We start from the raw sequence: 15,220 nt of genomic DNA, 5'->3' as shown, positions 1-15,220 counted from the left end.
TTGTTACAAATCTCGGACATTTCACTTTTGGCTATTTATTTTTTGCAAGAACTCTTCGATATAGGATTCCGGGAGTTACCAGACTGACTGCCAATAACAACAGCAACATTCCTGCCATTTCTTGCATAGGATAATAGAATACAAAATAAGAAATCTTTGTTTTCATGTACCATCCAATCCCACCTATCAACAGCGTTCCCGTTGTTACCAGAAGAACACTCAGCAACAGCCAGGTAAACATTCCTTCCGCAAGGAACATCCGCTGCAACTGCTTTCTGGTCATTCCCACACAATTCATAATGGCACATTCTTTTTTCCGAAGTAACATATCCGTTACCCTTACATTTAAAAAATTCATAATCCCAATAAAGATCAGGCATCCACTAATTACCAGAAGCAACAGCCTGCTGGTCTGAATATACTCCTGTTCTTTTAATAAAAGGTCTGACCGACTCTCCATCTGGAATAAATTTAATTGCTCCGCATATCCGTTTTCAGACTGAAATTCCATATTTTCTGTTTGGATCATTCCCTTTAACCTGTTTTTGCAGCCGGATTCCTGTTCCTTTTCTACCGAAAAGCTCATTTCAAAGGTCTGTGGGGTCAGATTCTCTGACAGGTTTTCAAAGGTTTCTTCTGTTACAAGAAGAAGATTGGTATTTCTGCCATCCCAGCACAACTCTAATTCCGGAAATCCTTCCTTTGTAATATCCAGATACCCGCAATTTACCAGTGTCTCTGGAAGCAGGTCGGACATATCCGTTCCCACCGGAACCAGGTCATACACTTCTATCGGGGTTCCAAGCTGCTCCAATACCTGCTCTTCTGCATATTCTGATACTCTGTGGTCATGGAGAAGAATTGTTCCGTTTTCGTGTGCAAATGTTTCCCACTCTGCTGTTATCTCCTGCTCTTTCAAAAATTCCTGCAGTTTTTCTTTTTCAGAAGAAGAAATTTTTTGGATCACTGTCGGAACAGTTTCCCCGTCATTTAATAACTTGATGCTATCCCGACCTTGTTTCCCGATAATAGGGTAAAATCCCTGGATCTTTGTTTCATCCTGCAGGCTGTTTCCGGCAGTCTGCTTTATGTTCTCCAAGAATTCTTTCGGGAAAAAGACCATATTTTCTGTATCCGGGGAGGTTTCCATCAGTGTTCTGCAGGCTTCCTGTGTGATGCGGATTTGAAAATCAGGTTCTTTTATAAACTGGTTTTGCAGATCTACTCCCTTTACAATCACCGAAGATCCAAGTGCTAATCCACATCCTATAGTCAGAGAAATCATAGTGATAAAAAAAGCCTTTTTATTGTAAAACAGATATCTCCTGGCCAGATAAACTTCCGGCTTGTTTCCAAAGCTTTGGAAAACCGCTTTCTTTTTCTTTGTTTGTTTCTTCTCTGCAACATTCCCAGTTCCATAGTTCATACACTCCAGAGGACTCAGAACTTTGATTTTTTGCTTTACCAGAAGTATCACAACACCCAAAGTCATTGCCACTGGCAGGATGGCTATCAGAAAGAACACAGGCTGATAGAAAGAAATCCCCTCCAGTTCTTCTGCCTGTCCAAGATACAGTTTTTCAATGACAGAGGGCAGGATTCCAAGTACCACCAGACTGCCTATGGCAACGCCTGCAAGACTTCCCTTTAAGACAACTTCCAGTATCTGCCGGAACATCACTTGTATAATCTGATGCTGTTGTACCCCAATCACTTCCATCAGACCATATTGCTGTAAATCTTTTCCTAATGATAAATTCAAAATATTATAGATGAACAAAAACATACACAGCAGAATCAGAAAAGAAAATAGAGCTGCAAATCCATAGCTTCCCAGCATTCCTTCCACTGCCCGGTATGCAGCCGAATCCATGCTGACGATCCGCTGTCCTTCTTTCAACCGGATATCTTCCTGCAACTGTTGTTCCATCTGTATGCCACTGACAGAATCCTTTTCCGGTTTCAGCAGTATCCTGCAGGGATTCCATCCAGCTCCGCTTTCTTTCAGTTTCTTCTCAGACAAAAATGCAATGGAAGAACTTGCCCCCTGATTCTGATATTCTGTAAAATATCCGGAAAGCTGAAACGTCTGCTGTCCGGTTCCTTTTGTTTGGAAAAGGTCATTCCAATAAAAATCCAGCTTTAATTCCATTCCCACCTTTGGTTCTGAAATTCCCAGATACGCCAAGGTTTTGGTGGAAAGCATGATTTCATTTTCCTGTTTGGGATACGTTCCCACGATCTGTGTATAGGCCGGACAGAGCATAGTTTCAAATGCTGTTTCATCTGCCACAACACAGTCACAATATTTTATCATTTGATCGAATAGTTTTCCGGCAAATTTTTCTTTTCCCGTTTCTGCTATGTAGGAAAGCGTATGCAGCTGTCCTGCCATTTCTTCTGTACCATTTTCAAGATACGTTGACACTGTCATTCCATCTGTCCGGATATGTTTCTGGATGTCCACCTGGATCTTCCCATAGGCAAAACTTATCATACAGAAAATCGCTCCAACGGTAAGTGCAACTGCCAGAAACAAAAGGCGGTTTTTGTTCCGGTTCTGCTTTCGATAAGAATCCAAAAGCACTTTTTCTGCCGGACGGTGATAATCATAGTCTTTCATCTTCCACCACCCTTCCGTCTTTCATGCGGATGATCCGATCTGCCATGGCAGCGATTTTTTCATCATGGGTAACCACAAGCATGGTCTGCTGATATTGCCTGCTGATCTTTTTTAACAGTTCCATAACAGAGACGCTGGTTCTGGAATCCAGATTTCCCGTCAACTCATCCCCCAACAGAATGGTAGGATGGGCGTAGACAGCTCTGGCAATGGCAGCTCTTTGTTGTTGTCCTCCCGATAACTCATCCGGCATCTGAAAGAGCTTCTCTTCGATCCCCAGAGTTTTTGCCAAATGGAAAACCTCTTTTTCATCTACTGTCCTCTCCAGTAATTTTGCCGGAAGCACGATATTCTCAAACACATTCATAGCAGGAATCAGATTATATTTTTGAAAAACAACACCAATGTGCCATCTACGAAAAGATATCTGTTCTTCTAAAGATAATTGCGTCAAATTTACATCATGCACATAAACACATCCATGGGTTGGCTTTTCCAATCCGCTGATCAAATTTATCAGGGTTGACTTTCCGCTTCCGGAAGCACCAATGACTGCAATAAACTCTCCCTCTTTTATGGAAAAGGATACATCATCAACGGCTCTTATATAATTTTCTCCATTTTGATATTCTTTTGTAAGTGAAACTAATTTTACAGCTGCCATAGTATCCTCCATATATTTCTTTATCTCGGCAGAAAAATAGAAAATGCTGACCCCTTTCCAACCTGTGATTCCACCGTAACGTAGCCGCCCTGCTGTGTCACAATTTCCCTGGTCAGATAAAGACCGATCCCAACACCCGGCTGATTATGAATCTCTTCTTCCCGGTAAAACCTCTTGAAAATAGATGCCTGATTGCTCTCTGAAATTCCTTTTCCGGTATCGGATACTTTTATCTCCACATACATTTCCCATTGCGCTACAGACACATGGATGCTTCCTCCTGTCGGGGTATATTTTACCGCATTGTCCAACAGATTAAAAATCGCTTCTTCTGTCCACTTACTGTCATGGGACACACTCACATCCTCCGGACATTCCACTGATACATGGATCTTTTTTTGTTCTGCAGAATATAAGATTCCACTCATAGCTTGCGCTAAAGTATCATATATGAAATGATCTTCTTTTTCTAATTGAATCACCCCGGTTTCCAAACGGGAGGTTTTGACTAATGCCTGTATTAAAAAATCCAGCTTATTGATCTGGCCTCTTACACTTTTAAGAAACTCATTCCGCTCCTGTTCTTCCAGGGATTTTGTCAAAAGTGTATCTACAATCATTTTCATGTTGCTTACCGGAGTCCTGACCTGATGGGAAATATCTGACACCAAGGACTGTAATTCCTGCCTTTCTGCTTCTACCTTCCGGTTACTTTCCTGCAGGATATTATACAGACGCACCAGACGATGATGGATACGGGCAAAAATCGTCTCCCTGTCTGATACATTTTCAGGCTCTTGACTACGGTTCATCATGTCGTCAAGGATCTGGCACAATTCAGAAGTAAAATTTGACAATCTCATCCCCAACAGTTGTACCATAAAAAGCATCCACAGTGTTGCACAGACTATTAATGCCAGACCAACCCATAACACTACGATATGTTTTGTCAGAAAGAATGAGACCAATATGATTGCTGTCATTGAAAGTGCCATTCCAGAAGTCAGCCAAAAAAACATCTTTTTTACAGAGATTTTCTTTCCTATCATGCTGGTTCACCTCCGGTCCATTTGTATCCCATGCCATACACCGTTTTGATATATACTGTTCCATTTGTTTCAATCTTTCCCCGGATGCGGCTTAACGTTGTCGTCAACGTATGCTCGTCCACATAATTCTCTGTGCAGTCCCATATTTTTTCCAACAACTGCTTTCTTGTTAATACACGATTGCGGTTCTGGCAGAACAGGTTCAGCATCCGAAATTCCAAGGTAGATAAGGTTAATGGTTTCCCGTTTAGCATAGCCGTCTGCTCTGCAAAATTTAAAAACAGCCTGCCATCATCAAAGACATCCTGTATAGATACATGATGCCGCATCATACGCAGTACATTTTCTACTTTTCTCTGTAGAAAATTGATTGAAAAAGGTTTTGTAATATAATCTACTGCTCCAAGTTCATATCCCCGGATCTCATCACTTTCCCTATCATTAGCAGTCAGAAAAATTACAATGGTATCACAATATTTTTCCCGGATTGTTTTTGCAATCGCATATCCATTTCCATCCGGAAGGTTAATATCCAATAGGACCAAATCAAACTGCTGGCTTTTTAGTACTTCCATGGCTTCTTTTACCGTTTCCACAGAAACAATCCCATAGGATTCTGACTGTAAGTTGTAAACTAACATTTTATTCAAAAGTTCATCATCTTCTACAATTAAAATTTGTTTCATTCTTTTCATCCTTTACGACAATTTTGCTATAGTTTTAATTCTTATTTTACAACAGAAATGTCCTAGAAATGTTACATATCGAAAAAATTATGATTTTCTTTTTGAAATCTTAAAATCTTTTGTAACGCAAAAAAGAAGATGCATGTCACCACACACCTTCTCATCACTTACTAAGATCACTTTATACCGCTTGCTTAAAATTTAGAACCAATTAATTTTTTCTTCTCTAAATTGAGGCATATCACTCCTTTGGTACGGATTATAGTTATGAAGATTACAACCAAATTCCTTCAAGGATTGGATTTTATTCTCTAACGTCCATTCAATTAAAGAGATTCCATCAAATTCTTCTATATCTCCATTATCCATCACATTTTTAAAATACCATTCTACTACTGTCTGATTTTCTTTGTGAAAAAACTGTTTAATATCCCATGCAATCACGCTTCCTCTCGTATTCCATTCCTGAAACCAATGTTTTACTATTTCACGATTGCGATAACATGGTCCCCAACTTTCTGTATAAATCACGTTTTCTGCAAAAATATCATCAATTCCCAAATCCTTCTTTTCCAGCCACATGGAAAACCATAATCGGATCATTTTTTCTCTCTCATCCATATATAGAATACCTCCAACGTCAAATTCATTACTGAACCTCTACATTCTTATCCGCCTGTTTCAATTTAACATCATTCACATCTATAAAAATTACTGAGAATCTTTCTTAATTCAACCGGATTATCTTTATTTATTTCATGACCGGCGTGAGGAATAATCTTTAATTCTGCATGATTGATCTGCTGTTTCAATTCTATGGTAGCAGACATATTTACCTTATCCTTTTCGCCACATAACACAAGTACCCTGCAATTTATTTTTTCTAAATCTTTTTGAAAATCTAAATCCATCATGGATTTGGATAGACTGATAAAATCTTTTTTTCCAAATCCCATTTTGCGAAAACTCCTGTTTGGCATAAGGTGAAATATCATATTCTGAAATTTCAATAACCGCTTCGGCATGATATATTGCGTACCAATTAATACCAGAGAGGCTACTTTCTCTGCATGTTCCAATGCATAATGTAAAGTAAGGATTCCCCCCAATGAAAGACCGCATAAATGCAGAGGTCCTTCTTGCTGTTCACAATAACTCTCCAGTGCATGATATAAATTCAAATAGCTAGCTTCTTTTCCTGAAAGCCAATCAGATAAATTAGGACAGTCAACATCCACCCCCAAATCTAATCTCTTAATTGTAGTTTCCCAATCTGAAGGCACTTGTCCAAGTCCATGCAAAAATATGTATTTCATTTAATTTTTCCTCTTTCAATTTTAATCTTGTAAGATTTAGAAAATGGACTGTCCATGCCGCAGCACTAAACATTCCCTTCTCATGGTTGCTTTTTCCGTTGTCTGCCAACCTCCCGCACCTACGTCTGGAAAATAACAGGTTTTTCCGTTGCCTGACAACCTCCGACACCTTCGTTCGGAAAACGTATCAGATTTTAGGTGGCACCCTACCGCTGATGCATAGCCTTTCTAATTACATTCTATGCAAAAAATGTGAGAAATGCAATAACCCTTTTATATGATGTTACGCTTCTACATTTTTTACATCATTCTGTCTACACTTCACCCATCGCATCACTTATACTATATTTTCCTGTCTATCAAATAAAATTAAGAATTACTATACATGGAAAATCGGATTTCAATAAGCAAAATATTTTCTTTGTAACAGACATTTTCAATTTTACCATTGATTTTTTTCAGTAATTCTTTTACAATATACAATCCCAAACCGGAACCACCTTTGGTGCGTGACTTATCAGCGGTATAAAACTTGCTGAATAATAAATTTATATCCATCTCATCAAGGGATTGCGTTGAATTTTTAATCATGAACACGCCTTCCTGGTTAATGGATACTTCAATATAGTTATCAGCATAACGGATTGCATTTGTAATTAAATTTTCGATAATACGTTTACAGACAAGATTATTGCCATATATCCACACCGGAGATTTTTCTGTTTGAATAATCGGCTGGATTTCCCCAAATTCATAATACTTTTCAATTAAGCAATCTGTAACAATTCTATTTATATCAACCTTCTCACATTCAACATCAAACTGCTCATTTTCTACCACAGATAAATCATAAAATTCTTGCACCAGATCTGTGAGATAATCTGTTTTTGCTTTAATGATTTCAATATATTGGTCTTGCTCCTGTTTATCTTCACATTCTTGTAAAAGTGTAAGATAACCCTGTATAGATGTTAATGGGGTTCTTAGATCATGGCTTATATTAGATATAGATTGCTTTAACTGTTCTTCTTCTTGCCTAATTTGAACTTGCAGTTTCTTATGCAGGGTATCTTTTTGATTGATCGCATAAGCTAACTCCTCAATATCTCTATTTGATAAAGATACTCTTATTTTTCGTTTTTCCTTTATCTGCTTATTTATATTGCGAATTGTTCTAGTAATAGAAAAAAGGGAACATGCTAATATGAATATAAAACAAATCAATAAAAAATAGAGCATATCCGCATTTCCCCTTTCTGTTGTATTTAGCGTATTTCTTGTTTTCTCAATATCAATGCTGACACCAGGAATGTAATAATTACAGTTCCTACAAAATAAAGTAAGATATTGATTTCTAAATGATTTATCATATTATAAGAACACGTATTCATCCAATAATACATCGGATTGATTTTTAAGTACGTTAGAACTCTCCACGATTGAGCAGACATATTATCCCATGTCATCATATAAATAAGAGGTCCGCTAAAAGTAAATAACGACATAGTTCCTACCACAATAGCTGTATGCTTAAATATCACACACAGCATGAGTGTAATACCGATAAAGGCTCCCATAACCATGCAATTTAGCCCTGCAATTTTCAACATTGGAAGTAATTGTATCGGAACATTGTATTTTGTACATTCAATTATAAAGGCAACCATAATAAATGAAAAATATAAAATGATGCTAGTAACCGTAATCACGATATACTTTGCAATAAAGAATTTTAGTCGGCTTTGTCCACTTGCAATCGCAATTTTAATCGTTGAATCTGTATATTCTCTGGAAAAGAAAACAACAGAAAATATAAGAACAATCAGCCAGAAAAATACCGTATAAGACGTGGCAGTCCTTATAATTTCTTCAATCATTGGATGTACCTGATCACTATATGCACGAGCAAGAAATCCTACGGTTTCTCCTATCTTCCATGTTTCATCTACGCTGGAACTAGATGCTACAAATTGTTGCTGACCTCCTATGGAAAAGATCCCAAAAACAGCTAAAATCAATGCAAATGTTAGATATAGCGCCTTTGTATGAAATAATTTATAAAATTCTGCCCGTATTTGATTATACATTTTTTCTACCCCCTATTAGATTTTCAAAGTATGTTTCCAAATCTTCTCCCTGAACAGAGATTTCATCAATGATGATTTCATTGTCGGTTAGTAATTTGGAAATCATTCTTACATTATCTAAACAATCATAAATCCGAATAGAATTGTCTGGATAAACGGAATAGTTTTTAATATTAGCTTTTTGCTCTAATATGAGAGTGGTTTTCTGTATATTATCTGTTTTCAAACAAATATGCCGTTTACATTCTTCATTCAATTTTTGAGCAGAAATTTGTTTCAAAAGCTCTCCCTTATGAAGAAAGCCATAACAAGTGGCGAGCTGATGCAATTCGCTTAATATATGGCTGGATATTAAAATGGTGGTTTCTCGTTCTTTCACTAATTTTTTAAGAAGTCCCCTTAATTCGATAATTCCCGTAGGATCAAGTCCGTTGACAGGTTCATCCAATATTAAAAATTCTGGCTCACCTAATAATGCAACGCCCAGTGCAAGCCGTTGTTTCATCCCTAATGAAAAATTCGCTACTCTTTTTTTACCTGCGTTCGATAAGCCAATCAATTCTAAAGTATCAGCAATGCAGTTTTTATTCGGAATACCTCTCTGTATTCTTTGCACTTCCAAATTTTGTGAAGCAGTCATATCTTTATATAGTGCCGGCATTTCAATCGTACACCCGATTTTTGATCGTTCATATTGAAGATTATCATTATGCCCAAATAGAATAATTTCTCCTTCACTTTTAAAATTAAGACCTGTCAATAATCTGATTAGCGTTGTTTTTCCTGCTCCATTTTCACCCACAAGTCCATATATTTCGCCTTTTGGAATAGTTAAGTTTACATTTTTTAAAGCATAGAAATCTTTATATTTTTTGCTCAGGTTTTTTGTTTCGCATATAAATTTTGTCATCCTAAACAACTCCTTTCCATGCCACTATATATGATAACTCTAAAGAAAATCTAAAGATTATTTCATTTTATATCCAATCCCCCAAATAGTTTGTATATAATCTTCATTTGTAATTGATTTAATTTTCTTACGAATATGACTAATATGGGTATTGATTGTATCGTCATCATAAGCATAAGGTTCATTCCAAATAGATTCATATAAATTTTGTTTTGAAAATATTTTCTGAGGATATTGCAGTAGCAATTTTAAAATGCTCAATTCTGTTGATGTAAATGGTACTAATACTCCGTTTATATAAACCAAAGAGTTATTGATCTTTATATCTTTGTATACCAAAGTATTATTATTTTGATAAGGATTATCGACAGTCCGTTTTAAATTTGCCTCAATACGTGCAAGAAGCTCATACAAATCGAACGGTTTTGTCATATAGTCATCTGCACCCATTTTTAATAATTCTATTTTTGTCTGAACCATTGTTTTTGCTGATACAACAATAACAGGAGCGTTTGTGAATTTTCGCAATTTCTGTAATACATCATCCCCATTCAGCCCTGGCAACATAATGTCAAGTATTATCAAGTCCGGAACAAAAGATTTGCATAAATGTATTCCTTCTATACCATTTAAAGCATATTGAACACTATATTTGTTATTTTCCAAGAATTTTTTAATCATATTGCAAATGGCTATATCATCTTCAATAATAATGATTTTATTCATACTGTTTCATCTCCTAATGAGCATTGTTGCTTGGATGAGGCACAAGAGTTCTGTATATCTAAGCTCTCCAAATACCCCTCTCCCCAACTGCACATTGCTTCCAATACAGGAATGATACTTTTTCCAAAAGATGTTAAAGAATAGATTGTTTTAGGCGGTTTTTCAGGAATAACTTCTCTTAATACCATCCCATCGTTTTCCAAATCACGAAGCTGCTGTGAAAGCATTTTAGCCGTTGCTTTTGGAATAAGTCGTTGCAATTCCATATAATGAAGCGGGGTATCCATTAAATGCCAAAGAATAAGCGGTTTATATTTCCCACCTATCAAAGATAATGTCGCTTCTACAGGACAATTAAATGGTTCTTGTGGCCGCTGCATAATAGTTCTCTCCTTTCAGATCCAGGCACTTTCCTTTTGGGAACTATCTTCCCGGAAAGTACATTCTTGTAGATTATACTGGTGGTGTTACAATATAGTCAATGGTTGATTTGATAATCTCCCAAATATATAAAGAAAGAGGAATTTAAAATTATGGAATTACTTGAAACTGCAAAGAAACGATTCTCTGTCCGTAGCTATACGGATCAGAAAGTAGAGCCGGAAAAATTAAATAAAATTCTGGAGGCTGCCCATGTTGCTCCGACAGCAGCCAACCTTCAACCGATTCATCTAATTGTAGCCCAAAGCGATGAAGCACTCGCAAAAATAAGCATGGCAGCAAATATCTATAATGCTCCGTTAGCAATCATTGTCTGTGCAGATCACAACAAAGCGTGGGTACGTCCTTTTGACCGGAAACAAACTGGAGATATTGATGCATCCATTTTAACAGACCATATGATGCTTCAGGCAACAGAGTTAGGGTTGGGAACCGTATGGGTATGCTTTTTTAAACCAGATGTAATCAAAAAAGAATTTCAACTGCCAGATAATTTGGAACCAGTCAATATATTAGTCATCGGGTATGGAAAAGAATCCCCGGCAGACTCAGAACGTCACGTTACTACCCGTATTTCTATGAAAGAATTGGTTTCCTACGACTATCTGTAAAAAACTTGCAATTTTAATTTTTCAGAAAGTGTATGTAAAGTATCGGGAAAATGATCATAAAAAACGCTAGGATAAAGACAACTTTTCAAGTCTTTGTCCTGGCTAAATAATTTTTGCATATACACTAATTTCGTGTAATGCTATAATTGAGTAAATTTGAATCGAGGTGTACTTATGCTTTATTATAGAACTCTGGAATTAAATCAAATTGATGATTTTTGGGAGTTATTGAACAATTTGGACGCTGAAACGGATTATATGATGTATGAACCAAATGAGAGAATGCAGATTACAAATGTTCAAGAATTAAAAAATGATATTGAAAATAATGTGATTTTGGGAAATGATTTTTTACAAGTGGCAATAGACAATCAAAAAATTGTTGGATATATTCGGGCAGAACGAGGAAAGTTTAATCGGATTCGTCATACAGCATATATTGTAGTAGGCATTTTGAAAGATTATAGAGGTAAAGGAATCGGCACATCTTTTTTTGAAAAGCTGAATTGTTGGGCAACGGAAAATGGGATTAAGAGACTGGAACTTACTGTTGAATGTCACAATGAAACAGCAAGACACTTGTATGAAAAAAGTGGCTTTAAGATTGAGGGAACAAGAAAGAAATCAATGTTCGTCAACGGCTCCTTTGTTAATGAATTTTATATGGCAAAAATTTTATAAAAAAGAAAAGCCGGACGCAGAGGCTTCCAAAGCTCCTACGCCCGGTTTTACTCAGCCTATTAGTTCCTCCACATAGGTAAGTAAAGGGTGCAGTTGTTTCAGACAAAACATTTCAAATAACTTATCTGGACTTACCCATTGAACATCTACAACTTCTGTTTCCTGTAAGTGCATTTCTTCAATCTTAATATCCTTATGAAATAGCCAAACATCGTAAAAATCCTGTACATTTTCTCGTCTGATCTGATAAATCAATTTTTCATTTCCGGGAGTAAGCGATATTCCTAACTCTTCTTTTACCTCCCGGACGGCTCCCTGTAAACTGTTTTCCCCGAAAAGTACAGAACCACCCGTACATTCCCAGCAAAGAGGATATTGCTTTTTCGGATGTCGCTGTGATAAAAGATACTGCCCCTGCTGATTGACAATCCATGCACTCACAGATAAATGATACAGCCCTTTGGGTATGGTTTCTCCACGACACACTACTATTCCTGCCTTTTCACGTTTTGCATTATATAAATCCCATTTTTCCATTTTCACACCTTTTTTTGCGGGATAGGTGCTTGCCGAAAATCAAATAAGTAAATATCAGCAATCTGTTCTATCTCTGAACGCTGATCTGCGGAATACTTATCATAAATTCCACCTGCTAACATATGAGCTTCCTTTGCACTTTTGATTGCCGGAAGTACATCATCAAACACAATGCAGTGTTCAGGTGAGACCCCTAATTTTTTTGCAGCCAATTCAAAGACATCCGAATATTCTTTTCCCCGCTGCACCTCATCTGTTGAACATAGGGCGTCAAATAATTCTAAAATCGAATTGTTCTTTAAGCATGGCATATAGAGCTTTTCCGGCAACCCCGTAGCAACTGCAAGTTTTATTCCATGTTCTTTTAAGCGCAGAAGATAATCAAGGGCATGGGGCAGCAGACCGACATGGTTGCTGTATTCCTCGACCGCCATATTATTCCATTCCTCAATAATTCCCTCTACCGTTTCCTGCAATCCAAAAAGATCAATGGTATATTGTGCGGCTTCCTCAAAACTCCTTGCACATATTTCAGTTACATAATTTTCCGGGACGGGAAGATTTCTCTTTTTCAAAAACTGAATATCTATATGCTCCCATACATCCATTGAATCCAGAATTGTTCCATCTAAATCAAAGATTGCCGCATTAAAATCCATTTTTCTTTTCCTTTCCGCAAAATAAATCTTTCAGTTCCGCAGCAGCAGCTTTTATATCAGACTGCGCTATGATGGCAGATACAACAGCCAGCCCGTCAATTCCCATGGGCTTGAAACGCCCTGCATTTCCCTTATTGATACCGCCAATAACAACTATCGGCAAAGAAACGGCTGCGCGGATTATCTGTAATTCTTCCATTGATACAGAATCAGCGTCGGTTTTAGTTCCAGTAGGGAACATTGCGCCAACTCCCAAATAATCTGCACCATCCTGTTGTGCCTGTATTGCTTCTGCAATGGAAGATGCGGATACTCCCAACAGCATATTTTCCCCAATTACTTTGCGGACGGCAGCCGAAGGTAAATCATGCTGTCCAATATGTACCCCCGTAGCCTGCACAGCCATTGCAATATCTATCCGGTCGTTTATGATAAGGGGAATATGGTATTTATCCGTAACCAGTTTCACGGCAACAGCCTGATTGTAAAATTCTAATGAGGACAATTCTTTTTCTCGGAGTTGTATCATTGTGCAGCCTCCTAAAATTGCCTGTTCCACCGCTTCTGTCAGGCTATCGCAGCTCATTAGTTGACGATCAGTAACAAGATAAAGTGTATAATCAAAGTTCATTTTGCACCTGCCTATTCTTTAGATAAACCATGCTGATACAATTCGTAGAAATGGTGCGTCGGGCCACAGCCTTTCCCAATCGCAAGAGAGTGTTCGATTGCCATTGTGACATAAGCCTTTGCCGATTCGACTGCAAGCGGAACACTTTTTCCCTTTGCAAGCTGGGAAGCGATTGCAGAAGAAAAGGTACAGCCTGTCCCATGAGTATTTTTCGTATCAATGCGGGATGTTTCAAAATGGTAGAAATTTTCTCCATCAAATAGGACATCAACAGCATTTCCTATATGATGTCCACCCTTGACAACAATCGCCTTACAACCCATGGCATATATTTTTCTTGCGGCAGCCTCCATATCTGAAACTGTGGAAATCTGCATATCCGCTATTTTCCCTGCCTCTGGAATATTCGGAGTAAGTACATCGGCAAGTGGAATTATTGTGTCTATCAAGGTGGAAACCGCCGTAGGATTCATCAATGGGCAGCCATTTTTGGCATACATAACCGGGTCGATTACAACATTTTGGGGCTTATATTGTAATAGTTTCTTTGCCACCGCTTTCATACATTCTGGTGTAGAAAGCATACCGATTTTTACTGCGTCCACTTCAATATCTTCAAATACGGCGTCAATCTGTTTTTCAATCATATCCGGGGTAATATCTTGGATGTCGATAACGCGGCTGGTGTTCTCTGCAACAACAGAAACAATAACACTCATTCCAAATACGCCGTGAGCAGAAAAAGTTTTCAAATCAGCCTGAATACCTGCACCTCCGCTGCAATCTGATCCGGCAATGGACAATACTTTTTTCATTTTGCATTTTCCTCCATTCTCTCGTTCCGATAGGCCATCTTCCAAAAAGCAAGCTCTAACAAACTTGCTTTTTCAAAAATATCAGCCAGATACTTTTTATTTGCTTCTGATAACCCAGCACATTTATGCTCTGCAAAAGCAGACCATTCTTTGCAACTTTCTGCATATTGTTCATCGGCATAATCTTTGATAAAGTCCCAATATCTTGATTCTCTGCTTATGGGGACAGACGCCAGTTTGCGGAATATATAGCTGTAACTCAACATACAGGGAAGAACCGCCATTAAAATTTCTTCATTCTTTCCATGTGACGCAATCTCAAACATGAAATCAATGTAATTTTGATTTTCAGGCAAAGGGGCGATCAGTTCAATATCATCATCTGTTATGCAAAATTGCTTTAGATAATCCAGCCGCACTTCCGATTCCGTATCATTTACAAAGTTCAGCATGGAGTAGTAAAGCTGAATTTCTCTTAATGTAGCAGCATGAAAAATTGCCTTTCCGTATATGCGGGCATAGTTTTTCAGATAGATACTATCCTGAATCATATATCTCTTGAATTTTTCAAGAGGTAGCTTTCCGGTTTGCACTTCCTGCACAAATGGGGTAGCTGCACATTCTTCCCAAATGGGGATGTTGTGGGTTAAGATGTCTTTCATAAATGCCATGTTTGTTCCTCCTAAAATAAAAAATAGAGCCTCTAAAACAATTAGAAGCTCTTTCAGACGCAATACGAGCGTAAGAAATTGCTTCCCTACGCCGGTATTAGCCGACAGGTCCA

General features: G+C 37.7%; 18 protein-coding genes. 2 read left to right on the top strand and 16 right to left on the bottom strand.

Translation table 11 applies throughout. The annotated features are described in order from the left end of the window. Positions 1 to 31: 31 nt before the first annotated feature. From NQ550_RS09855 to NQ550_RS09805, 11 genes are all read right to left on the bottom strand, one after another. Positions 32 to 2,623, bottom strand: coding sequence for an FtsX-like permease family protein (locus tag NQ550_RS09855; protein WP_025577423.1), 2,592 nt, complete (start codon positions 2,621 to 2,623; stop codon positions 32 to 34). Beyond that, positions 2,610 to 3,287, bottom strand: coding sequence for an ABC transporter ATP-binding protein (locus NQ550_RS09850; protein WP_025577422.1), 678 nt, complete (start codon positions 3,285 to 3,287; stop codon positions 2,610 to 2,612). The genes NQ550_RS09855 and NQ550_RS09850 overlap by 14 nt, the downstream gene beginning before the upstream one ends. Before the next feature lie 20 nt (positions 3,288 to 3,307). Beyond that, entirely contained in the window at positions 3,308 to 4,336 is a 1,029-nt protein-coding gene (locus tag NQ550_RS09845) for a sensor histidine kinase (protein WP_025577420.1), read from the bottom strand. Next, positions 4,333 to 5,022 carry a response regulator transcription factor gene (locus NQ550_RS09840; protein WP_025577418.1) on the bottom strand — a complete coding sequence of 230 codons (690 nt, stop codon included), beginning with the start codon at positions 5,020 to 5,022 and terminating at the stop codon, positions 4,333 to 4,335. Before NQ550_RS09840 ends, NQ550_RS09845 begins: the two co-directional genes overlap by 4 nt. A gap of 201 nt (positions 5,023 to 5,223) precedes the next feature. Beyond that, complete coding sequence (locus tag NQ550_RS09835) at positions 5,224 to 5,643, bottom strand: nuclear transport factor 2 family protein (protein WP_025577416.1); 420 nt, start codon at positions 5,641 to 5,643, stop codon at positions 5,224 to 5,226. A 71-nt stretch (positions 5,644 to 5,714) separates the two neighbouring features. Continuing rightward, positions 5,715 to 6,338 carry an alpha/beta fold hydrolase gene (locus NQ550_RS09830; RefSeq protein ID WP_025577414.1) on the bottom strand — a complete coding sequence of 208 codons (624 nt, stop codon included), beginning with the start codon at positions 6,336 to 6,338 and terminating at the stop codon, positions 5,715 to 5,717. A 369-nt stretch (positions 6,339 to 6,707) separates the two neighbouring features. Beyond that, positions 6,708 to 7,577, bottom strand: a complete 870-nt coding sequence (locus NQ550_RS09825; RefSeq protein WP_025577412.1) for a sensor histidine kinase — start codon at positions 7,575 to 7,577, stop codon at positions 6,708 to 6,710. Between the two features lie 26 nt (positions 7,578 to 7,603). Then, a complete protein-coding gene (locus tag NQ550_RS09820; RefSeq protein WP_025577411.1) occupies positions 7,604 to 8,425 on the bottom strand; it encodes an ABC transporter permease in 822 nt (273 codons plus the stop codon). Beyond that, positions 8,418 to 9,335, bottom strand: coding sequence for an ABC transporter ATP-binding protein (locus NQ550_RS09815; protein WP_025577409.1), 918 nt, complete (start codon positions 9,333 to 9,335; stop codon positions 8,418 to 8,420). The genes NQ550_RS09820 and NQ550_RS09815 overlap by 8 nt, the downstream gene beginning before the upstream one ends. A gap of 57 nt (positions 9,336 to 9,392) precedes the next feature. Next, on the bottom strand, positions 9,393 to 10,061 hold the full coding sequence (locus NQ550_RS09810) for a response regulator transcription factor (RefSeq protein WP_025577408.1): 669 nt from the start codon (positions 10,059 to 10,061) through the stop codon (positions 9,393 to 9,395). Then, positions 10,058 to 10,441, bottom strand: a complete 384-nt coding sequence (locus tag NQ550_RS09805) for a winged helix-turn-helix transcriptional regulator (protein WP_025577406.1) — start codon at positions 10,439 to 10,441, stop codon at positions 10,058 to 10,060. Before NQ550_RS09805 ends, NQ550_RS09810 begins: the two co-directional genes overlap by 4 nt. A gap of 153 nt (positions 10,442 to 10,594) precedes the next feature. Here NQ550_RS09805 and NQ550_RS09800 point away from each other — a divergent pair, with 153 nt between their 5' ends. Both NQ550_RS09800 and NQ550_RS09795 read left to right on the top strand, forming a co-directional pair. Continuing rightward, a complete protein-coding gene (locus NQ550_RS09800; RefSeq protein ID WP_025577405.1) occupies positions 10,595 to 11,113 on the top strand; it encodes a nitroreductase family protein in 519 nt (172 codons plus the stop codon). A gap of 174 nt (positions 11,114 to 11,287) precedes the next feature. Beyond that, on the top strand, positions 11,288 to 11,794 hold the full coding sequence (locus NQ550_RS09795) for a GNAT family N-acetyltransferase (protein ID WP_025577403.1): 507 nt from the start codon (positions 11,288 to 11,290) through the stop codon (positions 11,792 to 11,794). 51 nt (positions 11,795 to 11,845) lie between these two features. Here NQ550_RS09795 and NQ550_RS09790 read toward each other — a convergent pair whose 3' ends face one another. From NQ550_RS09790 to NQ550_RS09770, 5 genes are read right to left on the bottom strand one after another with little or no spacing between them, the layout of a single operon-like run. After that, entirely contained in the window at positions 11,846 to 12,331 is a 486-nt protein-coding gene (locus NQ550_RS09790; protein ID WP_025577401.1) for an NUDIX hydrolase, read from the bottom strand. Between the two features lie 2 nt (positions 12,332 to 12,333). Beyond that, positions 12,334 to 12,990, bottom strand: a complete 657-nt coding sequence (locus tag NQ550_RS09785) for an HAD family hydrolase (RefSeq protein WP_025577400.1) — start codon at positions 12,988 to 12,990, stop codon at positions 12,334 to 12,336. Continuing rightward, complete coding sequence (gene thiE / locus NQ550_RS09780; protein ID WP_025577398.1) at positions 12,980 to 13,621, bottom strand: thiamine phosphate synthase; 642 nt, start codon at positions 13,619 to 13,621, stop codon at positions 12,980 to 12,982. The genes NQ550_RS09785 and thiE overlap by 11 nt, the downstream gene beginning before the upstream one ends. A gap of 11 nt (positions 13,622 to 13,632) precedes the next feature. Then, positions 13,633 to 14,436 carry a bifunctional hydroxymethylpyrimidine kinase/phosphomethylpyrimidine kinase gene (gene thiD / locus NQ550_RS09775; protein ID WP_025577396.1) on the bottom strand — a complete coding sequence of 268 codons (804 nt, stop codon included), beginning with the start codon at positions 14,434 to 14,436 and terminating at the stop codon, positions 13,633 to 13,635. Then, positions 14,433 to 15,107 carry a TenA family protein gene (locus NQ550_RS09770; protein ID WP_025577395.1) on the bottom strand — a complete coding sequence of 225 codons (675 nt, stop codon included), beginning with the start codon at positions 15,105 to 15,107 and terminating at the stop codon, positions 14,433 to 14,435. Before NQ550_RS09770 ends, thiD begins: the two co-directional genes overlap by 4 nt. Between the last annotated feature and the right edge of the window lie 113 nt (positions 15,108 to 15,220).

It is taken from the genome of Blautia wexlerae DSM 19850 (assembly GCF_025148125.1).
Classification (GTDB): Bacteria; Bacillota; Clostridia; order Lachnospirales; family Lachnospiraceae; genus Blautia_A; species Blautia_A wexlerae.
Note: the sequence above shows the minus strand (reverse complement) of the source record. Positions and strands in the feature narration are given on the sequence as shown.

Coding starts and splice junctions, on each gene's coding strand:
- NQ550_RS09855 (WP_025577423.1), bottom strand. CDS start 2,623: ATGAAAGACTATGATTATCACCGTCCGGCAGAAAAAGTGCTTTTGGAT.
- NQ550_RS09850 (WP_025577422.1), bottom strand. CDS start 3,287: ATGGCAGCTGTAAAATTAGTTTCACTTACAAAAGAATATCAAAATGGA.
- NQ550_RS09845 (WP_025577420.1), bottom strand. CDS start 4,336: ATGATAGGAAAGAAAATCTCTGTAAAAAAGATGTTTTTTTGGCTGACT.
- NQ550_RS09840 (WP_025577418.1), bottom strand. CDS start 5,022: ATGAAACAAATTTTAATTGTAGAAGATGATGAACTTTTGAATAAAATG.
- NQ550_RS09835 (WP_025577416.1), bottom strand. CDS start 5,643: ATGGATGAGAGAGAAAAAATGATCCGATTATGGTTTTCCATGTGGCTG.
- NQ550_RS09830 (WP_025577414.1), bottom strand. CDS start 6,338: ATGAAATACATATTTTTGCATGGACTTGGACAAGTGCCTTCAGATTGG.
- NQ550_RS09825 (WP_025577412.1), bottom strand. CDS start 7,577: ATGCTCTATTTTTTATTGATTTGTTTTATATTCATATTAGCATGTTCC.
- NQ550_RS09820 (WP_025577411.1), bottom strand. CDS start 8,425: ATGTATAATCAAATACGGGCAGAATTTTATAAATTATTTCATACAAAG.
- NQ550_RS09815 (WP_025577409.1), bottom strand. CDS start 9,335: ATGACAAAATTTATATGCGAAACAAAAAACCTGAGCAAAAAATATAAA.
- NQ550_RS09810 (WP_025577408.1), bottom strand. CDS start 10,061: ATGAATAAAATCATTATTATTGAAGATGATATAGCCATTTGCAATATG.
- NQ550_RS09805 (WP_025577406.1), bottom strand. CDS start 10,441: ATGCAGCGGCCACAAGAACCATTTAATTGTCCTGTAGAAGCGACATTA.
- NQ550_RS09800 (WP_025577405.1), top strand. CDS start 10,595: ATGGAATTACTTGAAACTGCAAAGAAACGATTCTCTGTCCGTAGCTAT.
- NQ550_RS09795 (WP_025577403.1), top strand. CDS start 11,288: ATGCTTTATTATAGAACTCTGGAATTAAATCAAATTGATGATTTTTGG.
- NQ550_RS09790 (WP_025577401.1), bottom strand. CDS start 12,331: ATGGAAAAATGGGATTTATATAATGCAAAACGTGAAAAGGCAGGAATA.
- NQ550_RS09785 (WP_025577400.1), bottom strand. CDS start 12,990: ATGGATTTTAATGCGGCAATCTTTGATTTAGATGGAACAATTCTGGAT.
- thiE (WP_025577398.1), bottom strand. CDS start 13,621: ATGAACTTTGATTATACACTTTATCTTGTTACTGATCGTCAACTAATG.
- thiD (WP_025577396.1), bottom strand. CDS start 14,436: ATGAAAAAAGTATTGTCCATTGCCGGATCAGATTGCAGCGGAGGTGCA.
- NQ550_RS09770 (WP_025577395.1), bottom strand. CDS start 15,107: ATGGCATTTATGAAAGACATCTTAACCCACAACATCCCCATTTGGGAA.